General features: G+C 59.9%; 18 protein-coding genes and 1 pseudogene. 3 read left to right on the forward strand and 16 right to left on the reverse strand.

Annotated features, from left to right (window positions below; all coding sequences use genetic code 11):
• Positions 1 to 113 precede the first annotated feature (113 nt).
• From WGT02_RS13520 to WGT02_RS13540, 5 genes are all read right to left on the reverse strand, one after another.
• Positions 114 to 2,627, reverse strand: coding sequence for an FAD-dependent oxidoreductase (locus WGT02_RS13520; RefSeq protein WP_208250224.1), 2,514 nt, complete (start codon positions 2,625 to 2,627; stop codon positions 114 to 116).
• A 207-nt stretch (positions 2,628 to 2,834) separates the two neighbouring features.
• Positions 2,835 to 3,098, reverse strand: coding sequence for a hypothetical protein (locus WGT02_RS13525; protein ID WP_024314076.1), 264 nt, complete (start codon positions 3,096 to 3,098; stop codon positions 2,835 to 2,837).
• Between the two features lie 121 nt (positions 3,099 to 3,219).
• A complete protein-coding gene (locus WGT02_RS13530; RefSeq protein WP_051166641.1) occupies positions 3,220 to 5,817 on the reverse strand; it encodes a mechanosensitive ion channel family protein in 2,598 nt (865 codons plus the stop codon).
• Between the two features lie 31 nt (positions 5,818 to 5,848).
• Positions 5,849 to 6,406: a DUF924 family protein gene (locus WGT02_RS13535; RefSeq protein ID WP_024314074.1), complete on the reverse strand. Its 558-nt coding sequence runs from the start codon at positions 6,404 to 6,406 to the stop codon at positions 5,849 to 5,851.
• 37 nt (positions 6,407 to 6,443) lie between these two features.
• Positions 6,444 to 7,883 carry an MFS transporter gene (locus WGT02_RS13540; protein ID WP_024314073.1) on the reverse strand — a complete coding sequence of 480 codons (1,440 nt, stop codon included), beginning with the start codon at positions 7,881 to 7,883 and terminating at the stop codon, positions 6,444 to 6,446.
• A 338-nt stretch (positions 7,884 to 8,221) separates the two neighbouring features.
• On the opposite strand from WGT02_RS13540, the gene WGT02_RS13545 reads away from it, so the two are divergent.
• A complete protein-coding gene (locus WGT02_RS13545) occupies positions 8,222 to 9,334 on the forward strand; it encodes an acetate/propionate family kinase (RefSeq protein ID WP_208250222.1) in 1,113 nt (370 codons plus the stop codon).
• Between the two features lie 9 nt (positions 9,335 to 9,343).
• Here WGT02_RS13545 and WGT02_RS13550 read toward each other — a convergent pair whose 3' ends face one another.
• The 3 genes and pseudogenes from WGT02_RS13550 to WGT02_RS13560 form a co-directional block, all read right to left on the reverse strand.
• Positions 9,344 to 10,000, reverse strand: a complete 657-nt coding sequence (locus tag WGT02_RS13550; protein ID WP_024314071.1) for a CBS domain-containing protein — start codon at positions 9,998 to 10,000, stop codon at positions 9,344 to 9,346.
• A gap of 303 nt (positions 10,001 to 10,303) precedes the next feature.
• Positions 10,304 to 11,457: pseudogene (locus WGT02_RS13555) on the reverse strand (amidohydrolase).
• Between the two features lie 173 nt (positions 11,458 to 11,630).
• Positions 11,631 to 12,908 (reverse strand): L-fuconate dehydratase, encoded by a 1,278-nt coding sequence (locus WGT02_RS13560; protein ID WP_208250220.1) that lies wholly within the window; start codon positions 12,906 to 12,908, stop codon positions 11,631 to 11,633.
• A gap of 232 nt (positions 12,909 to 13,140) precedes the next feature.
• Here WGT02_RS13560 and WGT02_RS13565 point away from each other — a divergent pair, with 232 nt between their 5' ends.
• Both WGT02_RS13565 and WGT02_RS13570 read left to right on the forward strand, forming a co-directional pair.
• On the forward strand, positions 13,141 to 13,926 hold the full coding sequence (locus WGT02_RS13565; protein ID WP_024314069.1) for an IclR family transcriptional regulator: 786 nt from the start codon (positions 13,141 to 13,143) through the stop codon (positions 13,924 to 13,926).
• A gap of 226 nt (positions 13,927 to 14,152) precedes the next feature.
• Positions 14,153 to 14,512, forward strand: a complete 360-nt coding sequence (locus tag WGT02_RS13570; protein ID WP_024314068.1) for a response regulator — start codon at positions 14,153 to 14,155, stop codon at positions 14,510 to 14,512.
• 86 nt (positions 14,513 to 14,598) lie between these two features.
• On the opposite strand, the gene WGT02_RS13575 is transcribed toward WGT02_RS13570, so the two are convergent.
• The 8 genes from WGT02_RS13575 to WGT02_RS13610 form a co-directional block, all read right to left on the reverse strand.
• Positions 14,599 to 16,260, reverse strand: coding sequence for a phosphoethanolamine transferase (locus tag WGT02_RS13575; RefSeq protein ID WP_208250219.1), 1,662 nt, complete (start codon positions 16,258 to 16,260; stop codon positions 14,599 to 14,601).
• Positions 16,261 to 16,432: 172 nt separating this feature from the next.
• Positions 16,433 to 17,947 (reverse strand): glycerol kinase GlpK, encoded by a 1,515-nt coding sequence (glpK, locus tag WGT02_RS13580; RefSeq protein WP_208250218.1) that lies wholly within the window; start codon positions 17,945 to 17,947, stop codon positions 16,433 to 16,435.
• A gap of 150 nt (positions 17,948 to 18,097) precedes the next feature.
• Positions 18,098 to 19,822 (reverse strand): ABC transporter substrate-binding protein, encoded by a 1,725-nt coding sequence (locus WGT02_RS13585; RefSeq protein WP_208250217.1) that lies wholly within the window; start codon positions 19,820 to 19,822, stop codon positions 18,098 to 18,100.
• Positions 19,823 to 19,900: 78 nt separating this feature from the next.
• Positions 19,901 to 20,182 (reverse strand): DUF2160 domain-containing protein, encoded by a 282-nt coding sequence (locus WGT02_RS13590; RefSeq protein WP_024314064.1) that lies wholly within the window; start codon positions 20,180 to 20,182, stop codon positions 19,901 to 19,903.
• 16 nt (positions 20,183 to 20,198) lie between these two features.
• Positions 20,199 to 21,029: a carbohydrate ABC transporter permease gene (locus tag WGT02_RS13595; RefSeq protein ID WP_374046193.1), complete on the reverse strand. Its 831-nt coding sequence runs from the start codon at positions 21,027 to 21,029 to the stop codon at positions 20,199 to 20,201.
• 26 nt (positions 21,030 to 21,055) lie between these two features.
• On the reverse strand, positions 21,056 to 21,922 hold the full coding sequence (locus WGT02_RS13600) for a carbohydrate ABC transporter permease (RefSeq protein WP_029709946.1): 867 nt from the start codon (positions 21,920 to 21,922) through the stop codon (positions 21,056 to 21,058).
• A 2-nt stretch (positions 21,923 to 21,924) separates the two neighbouring features.
• On the reverse strand, positions 21,925 to 22,995 hold the full coding sequence (locus tag WGT02_RS13605; RefSeq protein ID WP_024314062.1) for an ABC transporter ATP-binding protein: 1,071 nt from the start codon (positions 22,993 to 22,995) through the stop codon (positions 21,925 to 21,927).
• Positions 22,996 to 23,006: 11 nt separating this feature from the next.
• Positions 23,007 to 24,083: an ABC transporter ATP-binding protein gene (locus tag WGT02_RS13610; RefSeq protein ID WP_024314061.1), complete on the reverse strand. Its 1,077-nt coding sequence runs from the start codon at positions 24,081 to 24,083 to the stop codon at positions 23,007 to 23,009.
• Between the last annotated feature and the right edge of the window lie 35 nt (positions 24,084 to 24,118).

The following is a 24,118-nucleotide window of genomic DNA, read 5'->3' on the forward strand; positions in this document are numbered from 1 at the left end:
TTCAAATCGGTACAATACCGGGTTTGAATAAGTATTAATCGGCCGTGTTCTCTAACCAACAAAAAGGCGGCCACGAGGGCCGCCCTGACATTCTTCAAAACATGCTTAAAAGACTATGCGCGCAGCGCCGCATTGTCTGGATCGAAGGGGCTCTCGCCAACGACAGTGGCGTTATACGTCGTCCCGAGGATCTTGATCTTGAGCTTGGTACCCTCCTTGGCGTAGTCGGGCCGCAGCATCGCCAGCGCAAGCGAGCGGTTGATGCGGTAGCCGAACGTGCCGTTTGTCGCACGCCCGACAAGCTCGCCAGCCTCGTTGTAGATGGCCTCCGAACCGCGGGCATCGACATCGTTGCCGGTCTCGACAACGAGGGTCGCGAAGTTCCACTTCAGGCCCTTGTCCTTATAGGCCAGCAGCCCGTCGCGGCCGAGGAATTCCTTCTCCGGCTTGATGAAGCGATCAAGCGCCGATTCATAGGCGTTGTACTCGATCGACATCTCGCGCGGGATGAGGCGGTAGGACTTTTCGACCGACATCGACAGCATCGCGCGAATACCGAAGGGCTTGATACCGAATTCGGCGCCCGCTTCCATCAACTGATCGAAGATGTAGTTCTGCATCTCGATCGGGTGATGTAACTCCCAGCCAAGCTCGCCGACGAAATTGACGCGCAGCGCATGAGCACTCGCAACGCCAATCGAGATCTCTTTGCCGGAAAGCCACGGGAAGTCCTTGTTCTCAAGGCTCGTGCGTGTGAGTTTCTTGAGGAGGTCACGTGACTTCGGGCCGGCCAGCACAAGCACGCCGAGCCGCTGGGTGATCTGCTGAAGGCGAACGGAACCGTCCTTCGGCGCCAGCTTGCGCAGGTAATCGTGGTCGTGCGCCTCGTAGGCGCCTGCGGAGACGAGATAGAAGCGGTTTGGCGCCCATTCGTAGACCGTGAACTCGGCTCGTACGCCGCCGTGGACTGTCAGCATGTGGCAAAGAGCAATGCGGCCGCGCTTCTTCGGGATGGCGTTTGCAAAGATCGATTCGAGCCAGGCGCGCGCACCAGGGCCGGAGACCTCCATCTTCGCGAAGGCCGACATGTCAAGCACGCCGACATTCTTGCTTACGTTCGTGACTTCGTTGCCGACATGCTCGAAATAGTTCGAGCGACGGAAGGACCACCTTTCGAGGATGCGGCCGTCTTCTTCAGGCGATGAGTGGTTATGGTTGGTGAGGACATCTGCGCCGACGCCGAGCTGGTCCTTCGGCAGATCGTAATCCTCGGGGGCAAACCAATTGGCACGCTCCCAGCCGTAGACAGAACCGAAGACGGCGCCCAGCTTCTTCAGACGCTCGTAAACCGGCGTTGTCTTCAGAGGGCGCGCAGCCTCCCGCTCTTCGTCTGGATAGTGCATGGTGAAGACGTTCGCGTAGGCCTCTTCGTTCTTGGCGATGAGATATCCTTCGGTTGCGTAAGGGCCGAAACGACGGGGATCGACGCCCATCATGTCGACAGTCGGCTCGCCGTCGACGATCCATTCCGCCAACTGCCAACCGGCGCCGCCGGCTGCGGTGATGCCGAAGGAGTGCCCCTCGTTGAGCCAGAAATTGCTGAGGCCCGGCGCGGGACCAACGATCGGGTTACCATCAGGCGTATAGGCGATGGCGCCGTTGTAGACTTTCTTGATGCCGACTTCGCCGAATGCCGGAACACGGGTGATAGCAGTCTCGATATGCGGCATCAGGCGATCGAGCTCTTCCTGGAAGAGTTCGTATTCGCTCTCGTCCGACGGACCGTTGACATAACAGACCGGTGCGCCGTGCTCATAAGGGCCGAGAATGAGGCCACCATTCTCTTCGCGCATGTACCAGGCGCTGTCGGATTCGCGCAGCACGCCCATCTCCGGCAATCCCTTGGCCTTTCGCTCGAGGATAGCCGGATGCGGCTCGGTGACGATGTACTGGTGTTCGACGGGGATCACGGGGATGTTGATGCCGACCATCTCGCCGGTTTTACGGGCGAAGTTGCCGGTACAGCTGACGATATGCTCGGCGGTGATCTCGCCCTTGTCTGTCGTCACCTTCCAGAGACCGTCGGGCTGCTGCTCGATCGCTGTGACCGTGGTGTTGCGGTAGATCGTGGCGCCGCGGTCGCGGGCACCCTTGGCGAGCGCCTGCGTCAGGTCGGCCGGCTGGATATAGCCATCGTCCGGATGCTGGATCGCGCCGAGAAGGCCGTCCGTCTCACAGAGCGGCCAGATTTCCTTGACCTGCTCCGGCGTCAGCACGTTGACCTTGACGCCGATCGTTTCGGCGATGCCGGCATAGTACATGTATTCGTCCCAGCGATCCTTGGTGCGCGCCAGGCGGATGTTGGAGACTTGGCTGAAACCGACATTCATGCCCGTTTCCTGCTGAAGCTCCTGATAGAATCGAACGGAGTACTTGTGGATCTGGCCGACCGAATAGCTCATGTTGAACAGAGGCAGCAGGCCGGCGGCATGCCACGTCGAACCGGAGGTCAGTTCCTTGCGTTCGATCAGGACGACATCGTCCCAGCCCTTTTTGGCAAGGTGATAAAGCGTCGAAACGCCAACGACGCCGCCGCCGATGACCACTGCGCGCGTATGTGTCTTCATGGAGAATTACCCTCTGTTCTATTAACCTGTCCGACGAATGCCGCCGACGGAAATCGCCTTTGCGAACTATGCAGCGACGTCGGGCTTGCCAAATGCCTGTTTACGACATGGGAAAAGCTTGCCGCGACTGCATGCAAATAGGCAAGCCGCAAAAGGCCTTTGACCGAAAATCCGTGGACAGAAATTGCGATCAGAGAGAAACGTCGTTCACTTTACGACGGCCGATCCCTTGATGATGTCGATCGTTTCTCCGCCATTTAGACCGATCCGGTCGCCGTCAGGCGCGGTGATGAAGCAGCCCGACGGGCAGAACGTCTCCGATGCGCCGGGATCGAGCACGAGCTGCATCTTGTTGCCGCCCTCAGTCAGGACGATCACAACAGCCGCGCTGTCGGTGTTGGTAATGGAAGCTGCGTGAGTTTGGCCTGCGGCCACGAGCGAAAGAAGCAGTACGACGGCAAATCTTGCCATACAGTGCGGCGCGGATCATGCGCCCTCCCTTGGAGCGTCTCGGCGCTGCTGCCCCCAGCAACGAAAACCCGATTGCACACGTTATACGGCGACCGCTCTGAACGATCGCTGAACAACGCGTTTACCCCTTGAGATTGCCATCAGCCGACTTGCCGCGCAACCGGCGCACCGTGCCGGCCTCCTCGTCCAATTCGCTCGTCTCGGAAACGTTGTCGATCTTTGCCGGCGGCTTGCCTGCGTTGGCCGCTGCTCCAACCTGCTCCGGCTGTCGATGGAACACGACGTCGCTCTGCGGAAGAGGTATTTCGATACTCTCCTCCCTGAACCGCTTCAGGATCGCGATGCGGAGATCATTCCTGACTTTCAAGCCGTCACCCATGTCGGCAAGCATGAAGCGCAGCTCGAAGTCCAGCGAATACGGCCCGAAACGGAGGAATTCCACGTGCGGCTCAGGATTGCGAAGAACCACGGGCACGGCGTTTACCAGCTCCAGCAGGATGTCCATGACCTTCTGCGGGTCGGAATCATAGCTCACCGAGACCGGAATTTCGGAGCGCCCCATCTTGTTGCGATGGGTCCAGTTGCCAACAGACGCATTGATCAGTTCGGAATTCGGCACGATGATCGACTGCTTGCGGAACGTCTCTATTTCGGTCGCGCGCACGGAAATCCGCTTTACGATACCTTCAGCAGCCCCGGAGACCACGTGGTCGCCAACCTTGAATGGCCGCTCGACCAGCAGAATCAGGCCGGAGACGAAGTTCGACACGATGTTCTGGAGGCCGAAACCGATACCGACCGACAGTGCAGAGGCAACGAGTGCGAAGCTCGAGAGGTCGATGCCCGCGGCGGAAACGCCGACGATCGTCGCAAGACCAACGCCGAGATAGCCGATACCTGTCTTGACCGAGTTTCGGACGCCAAGGTCGACATGGCTGCGCGCCATGACGTTGCCGTCAAGCCAGCGCTGGATCCAGCGCGTCAGCAGGTAACCACCGGCAAAGAGCAGGATGCCGGTCAATATCCCGACCAGCGAGATGCTGATGCCGCCCAGCCTGACCTCCGTGAGAAGGCGATAGGCGATGAGTTGAAGATCCTGGATATGGAAGCCCCACAAGAGCAGTACCAGCGGGATCCCAACCATCAGGGCGATGCCGGAGATGCACATGCCGACCAACAGTCCCGCCTGGTCGATGGCGACCGGACCAAGCTTGAAGCGCCTTTGGAGGAAGCGACCAAGCGATGTCTCGCCGAAGGTTTCGCTGCGCGAAATCGCCCTCCCCGACAGAAGACCAATATAGGTCGTGACGATGATTGCACCGGTGATAATCAACTGTGTCGCGACGAAGCGCGCAAGGCCGACATAGCCGGTCAACGCCGTTATGATCAAACCTGCACCCAGCACGCGCAGAATGATCGCCATGCCGCGCGGCCAATGGCGTCCCGGCGCGTCCGGATCCCCGTTTCGCGCCAGCATCGGCCGGCCGAAAGACGCTGCGATCAGGATGAAACCAATGATCAAGGCTGCAATCAGACTCTTGACGACGGTCAGGACGAGTGGAGACCCCATCGCTTCGCTGATGCTGCCGAAGAGGTAGTCAAGCGCATTGACGGCTGCCATCGCAAGCAGGCAGGCGCCGATGGAGCTCGCACCGCGGTTGGAAAGCCTGACAAGACGCCAATGTGGCTCCCTTGGTGCGAACACCGCATTGGTGAAGCGCCTGACGAAATAAATCAGGCCGATCGATCCGAAGAGCGCGCCGATGATCGGCGCGATATCCGGCCTCAGAACGTTGAAACCATTGAGGAAGAAGTAAGACGTCACCAAGAGGGCAGCAAGCGCAAACGTCCTGATCAGCGTCGACCAGAAAGCGATGGAGAGACGGTTGATATAGGAGGGCTGCTCTTCCGTCTCCTTACGCTGAAGGTAACGACCAAAGATGCGGTAGCCGCCAGACAAGAGCACCATTGCCGTCATGAGGGACATGAAGATGGCCGCAAAGAACGCAAAAGCCTTGAACTTCAGAACGAATCCCAGCCAGCTGCTGAGCGCCTGGATGAACTCCGAGCCTTCCTGGACGAAGGCGCGTGCCGCATCGTCGAGGACGGAAAACGAGATGTCGGTACGCCGCAGCAAGGTGGCGGCAAAAAGCTGACGGCGGGTTTCGGCAATGCGGTTGCCGAGCTTACCGATGGAGGCGGACAGGGTTTCGGCATCGCCGGTGACGGCATTGATCTGGGCACGCTCCGCCGTCAGGGCGTTGCGTTCGGTCGTGACGATCTCCGCCTCCGCCGGCTGACCTTCCTTCGGTGGGTCGCCTAGCTCGGTAAGGCGGCTCTTGATCTGGTCGAGCCGCGGTCTGAGGCCAACGGATATGTTGAGAACCGAGCGGCCAAGTTCGTCGGTCTGTCCAGCGAGAGCCACCAGCGCATCATCATCGTCGCTCTTCTGCTTGACGGCATCCTCCAGCGAGACGAGATCTTGCTTTGCTTTCTCTATCGCCTTTGCGGCCTGCTCGATTGGATTGTCAGCACCAGACGCCTGCTCGGTCGCTTGTGGCTGTTGCGAAGCCTGCGGTTGCGGTGCCTGCGCGCTTGCAAGGTTCGCGGCGGCGGCCGCCAGCGTTGCAACAAGGAGAATGCGAAGCAAGAGTCGTATCGGCCGCAAAATATCCCCACTCGGGTTTGCTGGATCGAAATTGGATTTCCAGCTTTTCATAAGAAAGAAAGGCGACAGAAAGGCGACGCGCTCAGAAGCCGGCGCCCGGCTGTGCCAGATATTCCAGTTCTGCCGTGGTCGATTGCCGCCCGACGATGACATTTCGATGCGGAAAGCGACGGTAGACTGCAATCACCTCCCGGTGGCGAAGCGCATAGTCGACATATTCCTCATCGCCAAGCGCCCTGAACAACGCCACGGCACGCTCCTGCTCCTCCAGATCTTCACAATGCTCGAAAGGCATGTAGAAGAACGTCCGGCATTCCGGGCTGACTTGCTGGTCCGCTTCGGCTTCCAGCGCGAGCTTTGCCTCGCGCAGCGCAAGCCCATCGGTGGCGAACGCGAGCGGTGTCGCACGATATATGTTGCGCGGAAACTGATCGAGCACGATCACTGCGGCAAGCCTGCTGTTCGGGGTCGAGCGCCATTCCTCCGTCACGCCACGCGAGAGTGCAAGATGGGTGTCGCGGAAGCGCTGGCGAATATCCCGATCAAGGTCCAACGTCGCCTTGAACCATTGGTCACGCCCGCACTCCTCGAACCAGAAGTCGAAGACCTCTTGCGGCGTGCAGATATATCCGAGATCCATATTTCCTCCTGACAAAGGCCGACCGCAAAGCGACCAACTATTTCGTGCCGATCTTGTGACCCGACACTTCGGCGCCTGCATCCGGCGCCAGCTGCAGGAAACGCAGTGACGATATGATACCGATTGCTCCGACGACAAGAAACGTCCAGCGGAAATCGATGAGCCCGGGACCTTCAACGCTACGCAAAGCGACGGAGATGTTGAGCGCCGCCGCCGCGATCGCGACGCCAAGCAGCATCGAAACTTGCTGCAGCATACTCGAGAGCGTGGACGCAGAGCTGCGCTGCGCTGGATTAATGTCGGCAAAAGCCAACGTGTTTAGTGCCGTGAATTCCATCGACCGCGAGAGGCCCGCAATCATCAGCAGCGCGTAGATGATCGCGCGTGGCGTCTCGGGCACGAGAAAGCCGCAGGCCGCAATCGACAAGGCGGCAATCATCCCATTGAAGAAGAGCACGGTGCGAAATCCAAGCTTGGCGAGCAGCGGCGTCGTCACGGCCTTCATGCCGAGATTTCCGAGGAAGTACACCAGCAGATAGGCACCCGCCTCGATCGAGCTCAGTGCGAAGCCGAGTTGGAAGAGGAGCGGCAAGAGGAACGGCGTGGCATTGATCGCGACACGGCTCGCCGTCCCAGCCGAAAGGGTCGCAATCGCATATGTCTGCACCCTGAAGGCGGATAGATCGAGCAGCGGATTGCTGACCCGCAGGAAGTGTCGCGTCGCCATGACAGACAATGCAATGCCGGCCGCGAGCATCAGCAGGATCGGCAGCAGGCCGCCATCCCATTTCACGGAGAGTTCAAGCGCCGCCAGCAGGAAGGTCAGCCCGCCAGCGCTGAGAACGAATCCCAGCATATCGAGCCGGCCGGCATCCTCTTCGCGCTGCTCCGGCACAAAGCGAAGAACCAGCGCCATACCGAGCACGCCGATCGGCAGATTGATGAGGAAGTTCCAATGCCAGCTTGCATAGGTGGTGATGAAGCTGCCAAGCAGCGGACCGATAACGGGAGCCGTCAGCGCCGGCCAGGTAATCAGCGCGATCGCCTGGACGAGTTCCGATTTGCGGGCATTCTTCAGGACAATGATCCGGCCGACCGGCGTCATTAGTGCGCTGCCCGCTCCCTGCACGGCGCGAGCGACGACAAACTCGGCAAGGCCGCCGGAGAGCCCGCAGAACAGCGAGGCGACGGTGAAGACGGCAATGGACGCCATGAAGATCCGCCTTGCGCCGTATCGATCCCCAAGCCATCCCGAAAGTGGAATGAAGGCCGCCATCGTCAGCATGTAGACGGTGATGCCGATACTCATCGACACCGGTTGAACACCGAAACTCGCGGCCATCTGCGGCAGTGACGTAGTGACGATGGTGCCATCGAGGATCTGCATGAAAAACGAAACGGCGACGACCAGCGCTACGATCTTTGCCCTGCGGATGCTCTCCGCATCGTCTTTCTCTGTCGTCTGCATAGCTATCATTGATCTGCCGGTGTGAATTGGATGCAGGAACGGGCAGGAAGCCGGATCCGATAAGTGCCGAATAGCACTACCGCTAGATAGGCCGATCGGTGCAATGCGGAAAGAGAAAATCCTGAGATCTCAAAGGATTTTGATCTCCGAAAGGCCATCCAGGCATGCCGCAGGCACCTCGCGTTGCGCGAAATTTCGAAACAAAAACAATTGACAGCTACATCTTCTGCGGCCACCGTGGCCCGCAGGGGCAGCGTCAATGTCATCTCAGCGGCCGCGCGGTGGCACCCGGCTCCTGACGCAGCGTCGCTTCACCATTCACGTGACCGGACTCGGAGCACAATTCGATGATCGACACGCTGCTTGTTCTCAACACCGGCTCATCGAGCCTCAAGTTTCAGATTTTCGAGGATCAGACCCTGGACGTGCTGATGAGCGGCAAGGTCACCGGCATTGGTGACACACCTGAGATGCGCGCCAAACTCCCCGGTGGACAAGAGACGCAAACCTCCCTGCCCGCGAACACGGATCACGATTCGGCGCTCAGCGCCGTGATGGACCTCATCGGCGGGCACGACCACGCCTGGCGCACAGCGGCGGTTGTACATCGCGTCGTCCATGGCGGGCAGGATTTCGCAGAGCCCGTCATTGTCACGCCCGAGGTGATGTGCCGCCTCGAAGCGCTGATCCCGTTGGCGCCGCTTCACCAACCGCACAACCTCGCCGGCATCACCGCTTCTGCCAGGCTCGCAAGCGGAGCGCCCGATATCGCCTGCTTCGATACCGCCTTCCACGCGGGACACGACGAATTGACCAGCAGCTTCGCCCTGCCACAGGAGATGCGCGACAAAGGCGTTCGCCGCTATGGTTTCCACGGGCTTTCTTATGAATGGATCTCGCAGGTGCTGTCCAGGGACTATCCGGACCTTTGTGCCGGCAGCGTCGTCGTCGGCCACCTCGGCAACGGCGCCAGCCTCTGCGCGCTGAAGAACGGCATCAGCGTAGATACCACGATGAGCATGACCGCGCTCGACGGCATACCGATGGGAACGCGCAGCGGATCAATCGATCCCGGCGCCGTCCTCTACATGCTTCACGACTTGGATCTCGGCGTCGAGACGGTCCAGGATATCCTCTATGAGCGTTCCGGCCTGAAGGGATTGTCCGGTATCAGCAATGACGTCGAGGCGTTGCTTCGCAGCGACGATCCGCACGCCGCCTTCGCCCTCGAATATTTCGCTCTGAAAACGGCCCAGCATGCCGCGATGATGGCCGTCTCCATGGGCGGGATCGATGCCTTTGTCTTCACGGGCGGGATCGGCGAGCACGCCGGCCCGGTCCGCGAGGCAATCCTCGGAAGGCTCCGCTTCCTCGGTGATTTCAAGACGCTCGTGATCCCGACAAACGAGGAACGCCTGATGGCAACGCACGCCAAAAAGCTCCTACGCTCGGCAGCCTAGGATCTCCAATCAGGCCAGGCTCAGCTTGTCGATAAGGCCGCTGACGCCCTTGACGTTCTCCACCAGCACGCGGATGGCGCGGCGTTCCAGGTCGCTGGATACCGTCCCTTCAAGCACTACTCTGGAATCCTGAACCGATACCTTGATCGCATCGGTGTCGAGACCGAGGTCGCCCTGCAGTCTTGCTCGAATGGCACGAGCGAGAGCATCGTCACCACTTGCCGTTCTCTCGGCCGGTGCAGCAACGATGCCCTTCAGGAGATCGATGCGGCTGACAATGCCAAGGAGTCGCTTGCCGCTGACGACAGGAACACGCTTGATCTTGTGCTGGAACATCACCTCGGCGACGGTCGCCGCGGGCGTGTCGGGCGTAACGCTGATCACGCTTGCGGACATGACATCTGATACCCGCCAGCTGCGGCTGCGGATATAGTCGTCGAAATCGACGAGCGATGTTTCATCGGGGTTGCCGGCGGACCTGCCGCCGCCAAATTCGATGCGGCGAAGCAGGTCGCCCTCAGTCAGCAGGCCACAAATGTTGCCATCGTTGTCGATCACAGGCAGGCCGCTGATGTTCTTGGCAACCATCAGGTCGATTGCCTGATGCACGCTGCTGTCGGCGCTGATCGTCGTGATGTCGGTATTCATGATGTCTTGAGCAAACATGATAATCCCATCGCACTCTGGAGGAAGTCGAATGGTGCCGATCGGATGCCAAGCGCAAACAGCGCATACATCGGCCGCCGAAAAATATTGCGCAAATCGGCGCGCAAGTCGATCAGCGATCACGATCTTAATTTCAACCTGAGAGATTAGTTTTCAATCGCGCGCAAAACAGTTGCGAAGGCCGCGACCGACGCGTCTGTCCGTGAAGCGGAGGTGTGCCGGGGAAGCGGCACCTTCGCCTTCCGGCCAAGCGTCGGCCGGAGTGTTCAATGGCTCCTTTAGGGATGGCGGCACGGCGGTGGCTCAGCCGAGAAGGTTTCTGATGGCCCGCATGAATACCCGCGAACCGATGGCAATCAGCTCATCGGGAAAGTCGTAGTCGGGGTTGTGCAGGCGCGGATGATCTTCGCCTGCCCCGAGAAAGAACATCGCGGCGGGCGCCACGGTCCGGAACACACCGAAGTCTTCTGATGCTTTCATCGGCAGCAGGCTGCTCGCATCGTCATGGCTCACGCCCTCGTCATCCAGCGCCTGGCGCAACTGCGCCACTGCTTCGGCGGAATTGTAGCACTGGTGGAACACGTCCTCGTAGCTGATCTCCACCTGCAACTGTCCGGCTTTCGCCTGGGTCAGTACCAGTTCCTCGGCGCGCGAAGCCAAGGCAGTCATCGCTTCATCGGTCAGCGTCCGCAAGGTTGCCCAGATTTGCGCTTCACCGGGACTGATGCCGAACGCCGGTTCCCCCAGACGCGCATGTGTGACCGTCACCAGGAGTAATCCGGGCCCAGCGGACCGTTGTTCCCCAGTGTTGTCAGACCATCGAGCGGCCGCGCCATCGCGAAAGTCGGCGCAATACCTTGCTCCGGATACGAAGCGTGCGATGTCTTGCCCTTCAGAACGATCTTCATTCCGCGCGATGCGCAATTGACCGGCCCTGCCTTCAGCAGGACGTGGCCGAGCCGGACGCCTGGGAAATTGTGAAGTGAGAGCGACATATCCGGCGTCAGTGCCGCAAACTTCGGATCCGCAAGCACGGCCGCCGCGCCCGCACCGTTCTCCTCGGCCGGCTGGAACATCAGGATTGCCCGCCCTCTCGCAGGCCGCCTCTGCCCGAGCCCTTTTGCGAGCGCCATCAGGATCGCCATATGGCCGTCATGGCCGCAGAGGTGACCCTTACCCCGGACGGTCGAGCGGTGTGCTACATCGGAGATTTCGTCGATCGGCAGGCCGTCCAGTTCCGCACGGATCATGATCGTTGGGCCTGACGCCGCCCCCTCGTAGACGGCTGCTAGGCCATGTCCGCCGATGTCGGCAACGATGCGATCGGGTCCGGTGAGACAGAGTTCCTCTTTCAGCCGCAACGCGGTTTGCGCCTCTTCACCGGACACTTCCGGATTACGGTGAAGCTCACGCCGAAACGCCTTGATTTCGCTGAATTCTCCATCCGTCAGAAACATCGTCAAAATCCCGGGAATACAATGACCTTGCCGCACGAAGCGCTCCGGGCACGAACCTAGCCTGTCCGTCATTCATAGTCGATGGAGAAGGTCGCCGGTAGGATCCGAGCGCGCAGAGGCGGCGGCCGCGCCAGATAAAGAGGCCGCGACTGCGGACTCAGCCGGGAAAAGATCTATCCCCGAAACGTATAGTCGGCGATCGAAGCAGGTTTCATCTCAATGGAGAAGCCCGGCTTTTGCGGCGGCATATAGGCCGCATCCTTGATCACGCAGGGATCGAGGAAGTGCTCGTGCAGGTGATCGACATATTCGATAACGCGCCCGTCCTTTGTTCCGGAAACGGCGACGTAGTCGATCATCGACAGGTGTTGTACATATTCGCAAAGCCCGACGCCGCCCGCATGCGGCCAGACCGGTAGCCCGAACTTCGCTGCGACCAGCAGGACAGACAGTACTTCGTTCAAGCCCCCCATGCGGCAGGAGTCGATCTGCACGATATCGATCGCGCCTTCAGCGATGAATTGCTTGAACATGATGCGGTTCTGGCACATTTCGCCGGTGGCGACCTTCACGGGACCGATCGCCTGGCGGATCTTGCGATGGCCGGCAACATCGTCCGGACTCGTCGGCTCCTCGATGAAGAACGGCATGGCGAAAGCGAGTTTGTTCACCCAATCGATCGCCTGCCCCACCTCCCATACCTGGTTGGCATCGATCATCAAGTAACGGTCGGGACCTATCACTTCGCGGGCGATCCTCAAGCGACGGACATCGTCTTCGAGGTCGCGGCCGACCTTCATCTTCACATGGTTGAAGCCCGCGTCGATCGCTTCCTGGCACAGGCGGCGCAGCTTCGCATCGGCGTAACCAAGCCAACCGGCCGAGGTCGTGTAGCAGGCATAACCTTCCGTCTCGAGCGTCGCGATCCGCTCGGCCTTCCCAGTCTCCGCGCGCTTCAGAATCTCGATCGCCTCATCGCGGGTCAAAACATCGGTCAGATAGCGATAGTCGACAATGTCGGCGATCGCCTCCGGCGACATCTCCGCCACCAGTCTCCAGACGGGCTTGCCGGCCTGCTTGGCGAGCAGATCCCAGACGGCGTTGACGACAGCGCCTGTCGCGAGATGCATCACGCCCTTCTCCGGCCCGATCCAGCGCAGTTGGCTGTCGCTGGTGAGATGCCGCCAGAATTTGCCTGGATGAGCAAGAACATCGGCAAGCTCAGCGCCGACGATGAGATGGCGCATCGCCTCGATCGCCATGCAGCAGATGTCGTTGCCGCGGCCGATGGTGAAGGTGAGCCCGTGGCCGGACAGGCCGCTTTCATCGGTCTCCAAGACGACATAGGCCGCCGAATAATCGGGATCCGGGTTCATCGCGTCAGAGCCATCAAGGCTCTGCGACGTCGGAAAACGAAGGTCGAAGACGCGAAGGTCGGTGATACGGGTCATGGCATTCTCGAATTCGGTTACACGGGCGTTCGGTTCTATAGATGGCACCCACCAATCAGACGGCAAGCTCGGAACATCGCGCCAATACAACCACGCTGCGTCGCCACCGACAACTCATGAATGAGTTTTCTTTTTATATGCAAGACGCGCGGGGGCGCAACGCGATGTCAACTTACGCTTTTCGGCAATTGCACATTTGTATATGTAAGTGCGTATTCACAGGAGAAGTTTGATGGAAGCTGATGACGCTGATCGATACCGCGCCCCGGCGCTGGACAAGGGGCTCGATATCCTTGAGCTTTTGGCCAGCGTCGAGGAAGGGCTGACCCAGGCGGAGATCGCCAAACGTCTCGATCGCAGCCCCAACGAATTCTATCGCATGCTCGACCGCCTCGTGCGACGCGGCTACGTCACCAAGCTGGAGGGCGATCGGTTCACCCTCACGCTCAAGCTTTTCGGGCTGTCGCAACTGCATGCGCCGACGCGCCGCTTGGCTTCCTTCGCCACACCGTTGATGCGCGAGCTTGCGCAACGGACCAAGCAGGCGAACCACCTGGTCGTCTTTGATCGCGGTTCGGCGGTGGTGATCGCCCAGCACGAGGCGCCGGACTATTGGGGCATCTCGATCCGCGTCGGCTCCCATATTAGTCTCTTCGACACCGGTTCCGGCCATGTGCTTCTTGCCTTCCGAAGCGACGAAGAACGACAGATGATGATCGCAGAACATGCACGCAGCCGCGAGGAGGTCAATCTCGGACCGGAGTTTCACGAGCGCCTCGCCCATATCCGCGAGCGCGGCTACGAAATGATGGCGAGCGCGCAGACGGCAGGCGTTCATAACCTGTCGGCGCCGATCCTTGGGCCAGACGGGCGCTGCATTGCAGCTCTTACCTGTCCCTATATTGCCCTGGTCAACGCGCCGGCCTCTCCCGACATCAGCCAGACGATCACCATGGTGATGAAAACCGCGGGCGAGCTTTCGCTGCTGGCCGGCTCTGACGTCAGAACACCGGCGTGAGCCAGCTCGCCAAGAGCACATTTCGCTCGGCTGGTCGCTTGCCGGGGCACAGCTTCGGAGCGTTCGCCACGGCAGCTTTTGAACGCGACCCACACAGCTTTAAGGCCACTGTCAGCTAGCGACCTCATTAGAAATCCTGGCGACGCTCTGCGACGCCCCCAAGCGAAACCATCATGGTGATTGGGCATGCTGCCGCAAGGCAGGCACGCAGCAGCGGAGGTGACGCGTGAACGTATTGCTGGTTGAGGACAACGTCCTGCTGGGAGATGCCGTGCGCGATCACATCGCGGCCGACGGTCATTCAGTCGACTGGTGCCTTAACCTCGCCGAAGCGACGGAAGCGGCCGGAACCGGCAAGTACGGCGTAATTCTGCTCGACTTGCGCTTACCTGATGGCAACGGCCTTACTCTGCTGAAGGCGCTTAGACGACAAGCGAATTTCGTCCCCGTCATCATTCTCACAGCCCATGACCAGACCTCGGATCAGATCGAGGGCTTGCAAAGTGGCGCAGACGATTTCCTGGTGAAGCCCTTCGGGCTCTCGGAACTTTCGGAGCGGATGAAAGCGGCAAACCGCAAGCACTGAATCCTGATTGGCCGCCCAAATGAGGCGGCCAATACCCGTAGGCCTCGGCCAACCGCTGCGGCAGCACACCGAGGCTGACTGGTTCATCACTGGATACTTGCCGTCTTGTCCGTCTGTCGGCGACACGCGGCGAAAACATCGAGATGCGGATCATAAACCTTGGTCGCCACATCCATCAGCCCAAGCACGCTGTGGAAGAGGTTGTCATGTGAACGGGAGCCATCCGTCTGTTTGGCCATGCAGCTCATGTCGAAGCCGGCGGATTTGGCGAGATCGTCGCTGACCCACGCCAGGAACGGGACGTGCGTCTGCTGCGACGGCGCCACGATATACGGCGCACCATGCAGGTAGATGCCGTTCTCGCCAAGCGATTCACCGTGATCCGATACGTAGATCGCTGCACCCGCGACTTTCTCAGAATGCTGCTTGAGCTTGTCGATGACGGTCGAAACGACGTGATCCGTATAGAGGATGGTATTGTCGTAGGCGTTGGTGATCTCTTCGGCCGTACAGTTGCCAAAGTCATTTGCCCGGCAGTCGGGAACGAAGCGTCGGTACTCATCGGGGTAACGAGCGAAGTAGGCAGGCCCGTGACTGCCGATTTGGTGGAGGACTAAGACGCTGTCACCCTTCACGTGATCGAGCCAATCGTCGACCTTGTCGAGCAGGATGGCGTCAAGGCACTCGCTGTCCTTGCAAAAGCGTGGATCGTTAGACTGCGGCAGCGAGGTATAGGCGACGCGGTCAGTCACGTGATAGCTGCCGGTATCGTTGTCCAGCCAGGACACGTCGACCTTGGCGTGGCTCAGCACGTCGAGAAGGTTCTCGGTCGCCAGGCCCTTGCGATGCGTATAGGCCGTCCGCGGATAGATGGAGAACATGCAAGGAATCGAGATTGCCGTCGCTGTACCGCAGCTGCTCGTATTCGGAAAATAGACGACGTTCTGCTTTTCGAGTTCCGGATTGGTCTTGCGCGGATAACCACCAAGCGAGAAATCGTCTGCACGGGCAGTCTCGCCGGCGACGATGATTGTCACGCGCGGCTTGTTTAGACCGGCCGTATTTACCCGATGCGCATCTATGCCAAGCGGCGCAGCAGCGACACGCGCATCCTCCTCGGACGAGACTGCAAATCCAATGGTGCTTGTGATCGGCGCAAATGGATTTAACCTCTCGAGGATGTCCCTGTGAGCCCGCCCGACACCCGCAAAGGCCCGGTAGTCGCCGAATCCGATTGTGGCGAAGACGGAAAGGCAAGCCAGGATCACGCCCGTATTATGAGCAAGCTTGGACAGCACCGGGCGATGCCGGATACGCACCCACACAATGAGAAGCGACGGCAATATTCCAGTGAGCAGCATATGAAGCGCAAAGCGCACCGTTATCAAATGCCCTGCCTCCGCGCCTGTCGACACAGCTGCATTGCGGATCATCTCCTTGTCCACGATCACCCCGAACTGATCGGTAAACCAGGAGCCGGCGGCTGCCGTGAGCACGAAAAGGATCAGAAACGGCTTGGTAACGTACTTCGCAGAGAAAGCAGTGACGATTGCCATGCTGACTGCCGAAATACCGATCGCAAACAGCACGAACGACAGACGATCGGTAGCGAAATCGCCATAGGCAGTGCTCCAGAACGCGTGATTTGTCACAAAAAGCAGGTAGAGAGTGGTAGCAACGCAAAGGGTCACGCTGCCGATTGCCGGCCGCCGGTCAATCAGGCGGGCCTTGGTGGCACTATCTTTCAATTGGTCGTCTCCGCGTCCAGATTTGGCGTCGACGGAACCAGGATTGGATCATAGGTAGTTCATGGCCGCCGATAATATTCGCCAGCCATGGCCGGATTTTCTGACAGTCACCTGAACGCTTGAAGACGAGGCATCGCAGCCGCCTCTAAAGGGCGAGCATACATTGAGCGGTTCAGGCCAGCGGATTGCCGTATTGCGCGCCGGATAGCGTGCGCGACACGGCATTGCGCCAACCGGCGATCTTCGTCTGCCGCTCGGCCTCCTCCATCGAGGGCTGGAACCGCCTGTTGCAAGCCCAGGCCTTTCCGAATTGCTCGTGGTCCGGCCAGACCGCCGCTCTCGAACCCGCGAGCCAGGCCGCGCCCAGCGCCGTTGTCTCCAGAACAGCGGACCGGTCCACTGGATTGCCGACCACATCGGCAAGACGCTGCATCGTCCAGTCGGAACTGGCCATACCGCCATCGACGCGCAGGACCGTCTCGATGTGATGGCCGCCCCAATCCTTCCGCATCGCGATCAGCAGATCGAGTGTCTGGTAGGCCACGGATTCGAGTACCGCATGCGCCAATTCGGCCGGGCCGCTGTTTCGGGTTAAGCCGAAAATCGCACCCCGCGCCTCTGGATCCCAATAAGGAGCGCCGAGCCCCGTAAAGGCAGGTACCACATAGACCTGCTGATTGGGATCGGCTCGCGTCGCCAGGGTGCCGCTCTCCGATGCCTGTGAAATAAGGCCAAGGCCGTCGCGGAGCCATTGCACGGCTGCACCGGCGATGAAAATCGAGCCTTCCAGCGCATAGGTCGTCTTGCCGCCGAGCCGATAGGCGATCGTCGTAATCATCCGGTTGCTGGATGCCACGCAGTCACGCCCTGTGTTCAGCAGGGCAAAGCAGCCTGTCCCATAGGTCGATTTCATCATGCCGGGCTTGAAGCAGGCATTGCCGATAGTGGCCGCCTGCTGGTCGCCGGCAACACCGAGGATTGGGATGGCTGCCCCGAAGACATCGCGATCGGTGACGCCGAAATCGTCCGCGCAGTCCTTGACCTCCGGAAGCATGGCTGCCGGGATCCTGAGGAGGCCAAGAAGCTCGTCGTCCCACCGGCCCTCCGTTATATTGAAAAGCAGCGTTCGCGACGCGTTGGTGGCATCCGTGGCATGAACGCGTCCGCCGGTCAGATTGAAGATAAGCCAGCTGTCGACAGTACCGAAACACACCTCGCCAGCCTCGGCACGCTCCCGCAATCCGTCGACATTGTCGAGCAGCCAGCGCAGTTTCGTTCCGGAAAAATAAGGGTCCAGTAGCAGACCCGTCTTAGCGCTGAAGAGCTTCTCGTAACCGTCAGCCTTGAGACTGTCGCAGACCTCGGCCGTGCGCCGATCCTGCCATACGATTGCCTTGTAGAGCGCCCTGCCCGACTTTCGCTCCCAGACAACGGTCGTCTCACGCTGGTTGGTGATACCGATCGCGGCGATATCGGCCACTGGAACGTTGGCGTTTGCCAAAGCTTTCCGTGCCGTATTGACCACCGTGGTCCAGATCTCGTCCGGGTCATGCTCGACCCAACCTGGTTGGGGATAGGATTGCTTGATCTCTTCCTGCGCAGAAGAGATCATCTTCATCCCGGCGTCGAAGACGATCGCGCGCGAGGACGTCGTGCCCTGGTCGATCGCGAGAATATGGCCGCTCATTGTCTTCTCCGGGCGCAACAGTTCGCCTCGCCGCCGCGAATGCGCCAGCTCATACGATAGGTCATTCCATGGGGTGGTTGGTGCCGACGGCGTTTGCGCGCCGTCGGCATTGCTATTGGTCGGGCCTCGTACCCGACCAAATGCCGCTGATCAGTTGGACTGCCAGCTCTTGACCAGTTCGTCGTAATTGACGGTAACCGGCTTTTCCTTCTCATTCTCGATCTTCAATTGGGGAGCGAGGTTGCCCTTGGCGACCGCGTCCTTGTTCCAGTATTCGAGATCATGCTCTTCGGCGAGCTTCGGACCGATATCGCCCTGCACCTTGGCGCGCTCCAGGCGTTGCAGGACCTTTTCCTGCTCTGCGCAAAGCGAATCCATGGCTTCCTGCGCGGTCTTCGCACCCGAAGATGCATCGCCGACGGCCTGCCACCAGAGCTGTGCCAGCTTCGGATAGTCAGGAACGTTGGTGCCGGTCGGCGACCACTGGACGCGGGCCGGCGAGCGGTAGAACTCGATCAGACCGCCGAGCTTGGGAGCACGTTCCGTGAAGCTCTTGTCGCGGATGGTGGATTCGCGGATGAAGGTGAGACCAACATGGCTCTTCTTGACGTCCACCGTCTTCGAGGTCACGAACTGCGCGTATAGCCACGCAGCCTTGGCGCGATCGTCAGGTGTCGACTTCATCAGCGTCCAGGAACCGACGTCCTGATAGCCGAGCTTCATGCCGTCCTTCCAGTAGACGCCGTGCGGGCTCGGTGCCATGCGCCATTTCGGCGTGCCGTCCTCGTTGACCACTGGCAGGCCGGGCTTGACGGCATCGGCCGTGAACGCGGTGTACCAGAAGATCTGCTGGGCCACTTCACCTTGCGCCGGAACGGGGCCGGATTCGGAGAAGTTCATACCCTGCGCTGCCGGCGGTGCATAGGCCTTCAACCAATCCAGATACTTCTGGATCGCATAGACAGAGGCCGGGCCGTTGGTGTCACCACCGCGCGCGACGCACGAGCCGACGGGACGGGAGTTCTCATCGACCTTGATGCCCCACTCGTCGACCGGAAGGCCGTTCGGAAGACCCTTGTCGCCGTTGCCGGCCATCGAGAGCCAGGCGTCGGTGAAGCGCCATCCGAGCGACGGATCCTTCTTGCCATAATCCATATGGCCGAAGACCTTCTTGCCGCCTACGTCACGGCCGGTGAAGAATTCGGCAATGTCCTCATAAGCGGACCAGTTGACCGGAACGCCGAGATCGTAGCCGTACTTCGCCTTGAAGTCGGCCTTGTTCTTCTCGTCGTTGAACCAGTCGTAACGGAACCAGTAGAGGTTCGCGAACTGCTGGTCGGGAAGCTGGTAGAGCTTCTTATCAGGTGCCGTCGTGAACTTGGTGCCGATAAAGTCATTGATGTCGAGGCCAGGATTGGTGACGTCCTTGCCTTCCTTCTCCATCCAGTCGGTCAGCGAGCGGGCCTGCTGGTAGCGCCAATGCGTACCGATCAGGTCCGAGTCGTTGACATAGGCGTCGTAGATGTTTTCGCCCGACTGCATCTGTGTCTGCAGCTTTTCGACGACGTCGCCTTCGCCGATCAGGTCGTGGGTGATCTTAATGCCGGTGATCGCCGTGAAGGCAGGCGCCAGAACCTTCGATTCATATTCGTGAGTCGTCAGCGTTTCGGAAACAACCTTGATGTCCATGCCGGCAAAAGGCTTTGCCGCATCGACGAACCACTGCATTTCCTTTTCCTGGTCGGCGCGGGAAAGCGTCGAGAGTTCGCCGACTTCCTTGTCCAGAAAGGTTTTCGCCTCATCCATGCCGGCATAGGCGGAGCCCGCCATGGCCAGCAACATGCTTGCTGTTGTCGCTAGTAAATGCTTTCGCATAATATCCTCCCAGGGTTGCGATTGCAGTCTTCACGTTTCAGGCGGCCAGTGCCCCCGGCCATCTGTCTTTCCCTGCCGTCACACGTAGCGGAAGACGCCGATGGCGTAGACTACGGAAATGGCAAGAGCCCACCACAGGTTGGGTCCAACAAGACCCAGCCATGCGAGTTGAATGAACGCTGCGCCAAGCAGCGATACGAAGAGCCGGTCTCCTCGCGTGGTTTCAAACCTGAGGATTCCCACACGCGGCGAACCGCCTGGCGCGAGATACTCCCAGACGCTCATGCCGACCAGCAGCATGAGAATCGTCAGGAAAAACAATGCTGTCGGCAGCGTCCACGCCATCCAGGAAAAATGCATGAGTGGTCCTCCCTTGTCAGACGCGACCGAGCGCGAAGCCCTTGGCGATGTAGTTGCGTACGAAGTAGATGACGAGCGCGCCGGGAATGATGGTGAGCACGCCGGCTGCCGCCAGCACGCCCCAGTCCATGCCCGAGGCAGACACCGTTCGCGTCATGATCGCCGAGATTGGCTTGGCCGCCGTCGTCGTCAGCGTGCGGGCCAGCAGCAGTTCCACCCACGAGAACATGAAGCAGAAGAAGGCGGCCACGCCGATGCCTGAAGCCACAAGTGGCATGAAGATCCGGATGAAGAAGCGCGGGAACGAGTAGCCGTCGATATAGGCCGTCTCGTCGATCTCCTTCGGCACGCCCGACATGAAGCCTTCGAGGATCCAGACCGCCAGCGGCACGTTGAACAGGCAGTGGGCGAGCGCCACCGCTATGTGCGTGTCGATGAGGCCAAAGGCGGAGTAGAGCTGGAAGAACGGCAGCGCGAAGACGGCCGGCGGCGCCATCCGGTTCGTCAGCAGCCAGAAGAATAGATGCTTGTCGCCGAGGAACCGGTAGCGCGAGAAGGCATAGGCCGCAGGCAGCGCCGCCAGCACCGAGATCACTGTGTTCATGGCGACATAGGTGATCGAATTGATGTAGCCGTTGTACCAGGACGGATCGGTGAAGATAACTGTGTAGTTTCTGAGCGTCGGGTTAAGCGGCCAGAGCGAGAAGGTGCCGGTGATCTCGGCATTTTCCTTGAAGCTCATGTTGATCAGCCAGTAGATCGGCAGCAGCAGGAAGATGATGTAGATCGTCGAAACGACCCAGGAGAAGTTGCCCGCTGGCTTGTATTTCGCAGGCTTGTATTTCATTGTCTGATCCATGGTCCTCTCCTTTCTCACGCGTTCTCGTCGCCGCTGGTCATCACGGTGTAGAAGATCCATGAGAGTAGCAGGATGATCAGGAAGTAGATGATCGACATTGCCGCTGCCGGACCGAGGTCGAACTGGCCGACGGCCATTTTCACGAGGTCGATCGACAGGAACGTGGTCGAGTTGCCGGGACCGCCGCCGGTGACGACGAAAGGCTCGGTATAGATCATGAAACTGTCCATGAAGCGCAACAGCACGGCGATCAGAAGCACCCGCTTCATCTTCGGCAGCTGGATATAGCGGAAGACGGACCAGCGCGACGCGCCGTCGATCTTCGCCGCCTGATAATAGGCATCCGGGATCGACACGAGGCCGGCATAGCAGAGCAGGACGACAAGGCTTGTCCAATGCCAGACGTCCATAACGATGATGGTGATCCACGCATCGATCGGGTCACGGACATAGTTGTAGTCAAACCCCAGTGCTTCCAGCGTATGTCCGAGCAGGCCGATGTCGACACGACCGAAAACCTGCCAGATCGTACCGACCACGTTCCATGGGATGAGCAGCGGCAGCGCCATCAGCACGAGGCAGACCGGCACGCCGAGCCCCTTCTTCGGCATGTTCAGCGCGATGAAGATGCCAAGCGGGATTTGCAACGCCAGAATGATCAGCGAGAAGGCGAGATTGCGCTGCAATGCCGCCCAGAAGCGGTCGGAATGAAGCGTCTGCACAAACCAGTCCGTACCCGCCCAGAAGAACTCGTTGTTCCCGAATGTGTCCTGCACCGAGTAGTTCACAACGGTCATCAGCGGAATGACGGCTGAGAAGGCAACCAGGACCAGAACTGGTAGAACCAGAAACCAGGCTTTGTTGTTCCAGGTCTTTTCCATGCTCAGCCCTCCCTGCCGACGCGCCAGGAATTGGCATAAATGTTGATTGCATCCGGATCGAAGGTCACCCGCGCATCGGTCGGGATTTCGGAGTCCTCCGTCACGACGATGGCGATCGGTTGACCGGCAAAGGTGGCCCGCACGACCTTCTGCCGTCCAATGTCCTCGACCCTGTTGACGGTGACCGGCATCCCCTCGCGGCCGAGATTGATGAACTCCGGACGGATGCCCAACTCGGTCTTTGCACCAGCGGCCGTTTGCGGCGCATAGTCCAATGACAATGTCTCGCTGCCGATACGGACCGCGTTACCCTGCAACTGGACCGGCAGGACATTCATGCCCGGTGAGCCGATGAAGTAGCCGACGAACGTGTGACTCGGCCGCTCGAAAAGCTCTGCCGGCGTGCCGATCTGGACGATTTCCCCCTCGTACATAACGACGACCTTGTCAGCGAAGGTCAGCGCCTCCGTCTGGTCGTGGGTCACGTAGACCATGGTGAAACCGAACTGTTTGTGCAGCCGCTTCAGCTGCGAACGCAGCACCCACTTCATGTGCGGGTCGATAACGGTCAAAGGCTCGTCGAACAGGATGGCGTTGACGTCGTTGCGCACCAGGCCGCGACCGAGCGAAATCTTCTGCTTCTGGTCGGCGGTCAGGCCCTGCGCCTTGCGTTTGGCCATACCCCCGAGGTCGATCATCTCGAGAATGTCACGAACGCGGCGGTCGACGTCCGGTTCGGCGACGCCACGATTGCGCAACGGAAAGGCCAGATTGTCGTAGACGGTCATCGTGTCGTAGATGACCGGGAACTGGAACACCTGCGCGATGTTGCGCGCCTGTGTCGAAAGGTTCGTCACATCGTTTCCGTCGAAGAGGATGCGGCCATGCGATGGCTGCAGCAGGCCGGAAATGATGTTGAGCAGTGTTGTCTTTCCGCAGCCGGATGGTCCGAGGAGCGCGTAGGCGCCGCCGTCCCTCCATTCGTGATCGACTTCGCGAAGCGCGTAGTCCGTGTCCGACTTCGGGTTCGGTCCGTAGGCGTGGCGGATGTGGTCGAGCGTGATGCGTGCCATGTCCTTCTCCCTTACGCCTTTGCGCCAGTTGCGATAGCGCGACCGTCGGTGCCAAAAGCCATGACATGACGCGTGTCGAGGTACACGTCGACCTCGGTGTCGGGATCAATGTTGTGAATACCGTGGGCGAGCATGACCCAGCGCACGCCATCGAAATCCAGGTGCACGAAGCTCTCCGACCCGGTAATTTCCGAGATCTGTGTGCGAGCCTGCAGCCTTGCGGCGGCCGGGGTTTGCAGCGAAAGACCGAGGTGATGCGGATGGAAGGCAATGGTGACCGGACCATCGGCCATTGCGGCCAGATGTGCAGGCACCGGAAGCATCGTCGCATCCTTCCTTTGGAACACTCCACCAGCCTTTACGACATCAATGAAATTGAGCGGCGGATCGGCAAAGGTCTTTGCCGTGACAAGATCGAACGGGTTTCGATAGACTGAAATGGTCGGTCCGAACTGGGTCACACGACCTTCCGAAAGGGTCGCCGTGTTGCCGCCGAGCAGAAGCGCTTCGGAGGGCTCCGTCGTGGCATAAACGAAGATCGCGCCGGATTGCGCAAAAATCTTCGGTAGCTCGGCCCGCAGTTCCTCGCGCAACTTGTAGTCGAGGTTTGCGAGCGGCTCGTCCATCAGCACCAGGCTGGCATTTTTGACGAGGGCGCGCGCAAGCGCCGTGCGCTGCTGCTGGCCGCCGGAGAGATTGAGCGGCGTCCGGTCCAGATAGGGCGTGAGGCGCAGCAGATCGGCGGCCTTGCGCACTTCCCGGTCGATCGTCGCCACATTCTTGCCGGCAATCCGCATCGGCGAGGCGATGTTCTCGTACACCGTCAGCGCCGGATAGTTGATGAACTGCTGGTAGACCATCGCGACATTGCGCTTCTGCACCGCCATGCCGGTCACATCCGCGCCGTCGAAATGGACGGAACCACTCGTCGGACGATCGAGCCCGGCCATCAGCCGCATCAGCGACGTCTTGCCGGACAGCGTCGGCCCCAGCAGCACATTCAGCGTGCCTTTTTCAAACGCAAGACTGGTCGCGTGGATATGATACTCCCCGCCCACCATCTTTGCGGCGTTCCGCAATTCAAGCATTCCGGTTCCCGTGCCTCCTCAACAGCGGGGACATT

This window comes from Rhizobium sp. T1470 (assembly GCF_042140505.1).
Lineage (GTDB): Bacteria > Pseudomonadota > Alphaproteobacteria > Rhizobiales > Rhizobiaceae > Rhizobium > Rhizobium favelukesii.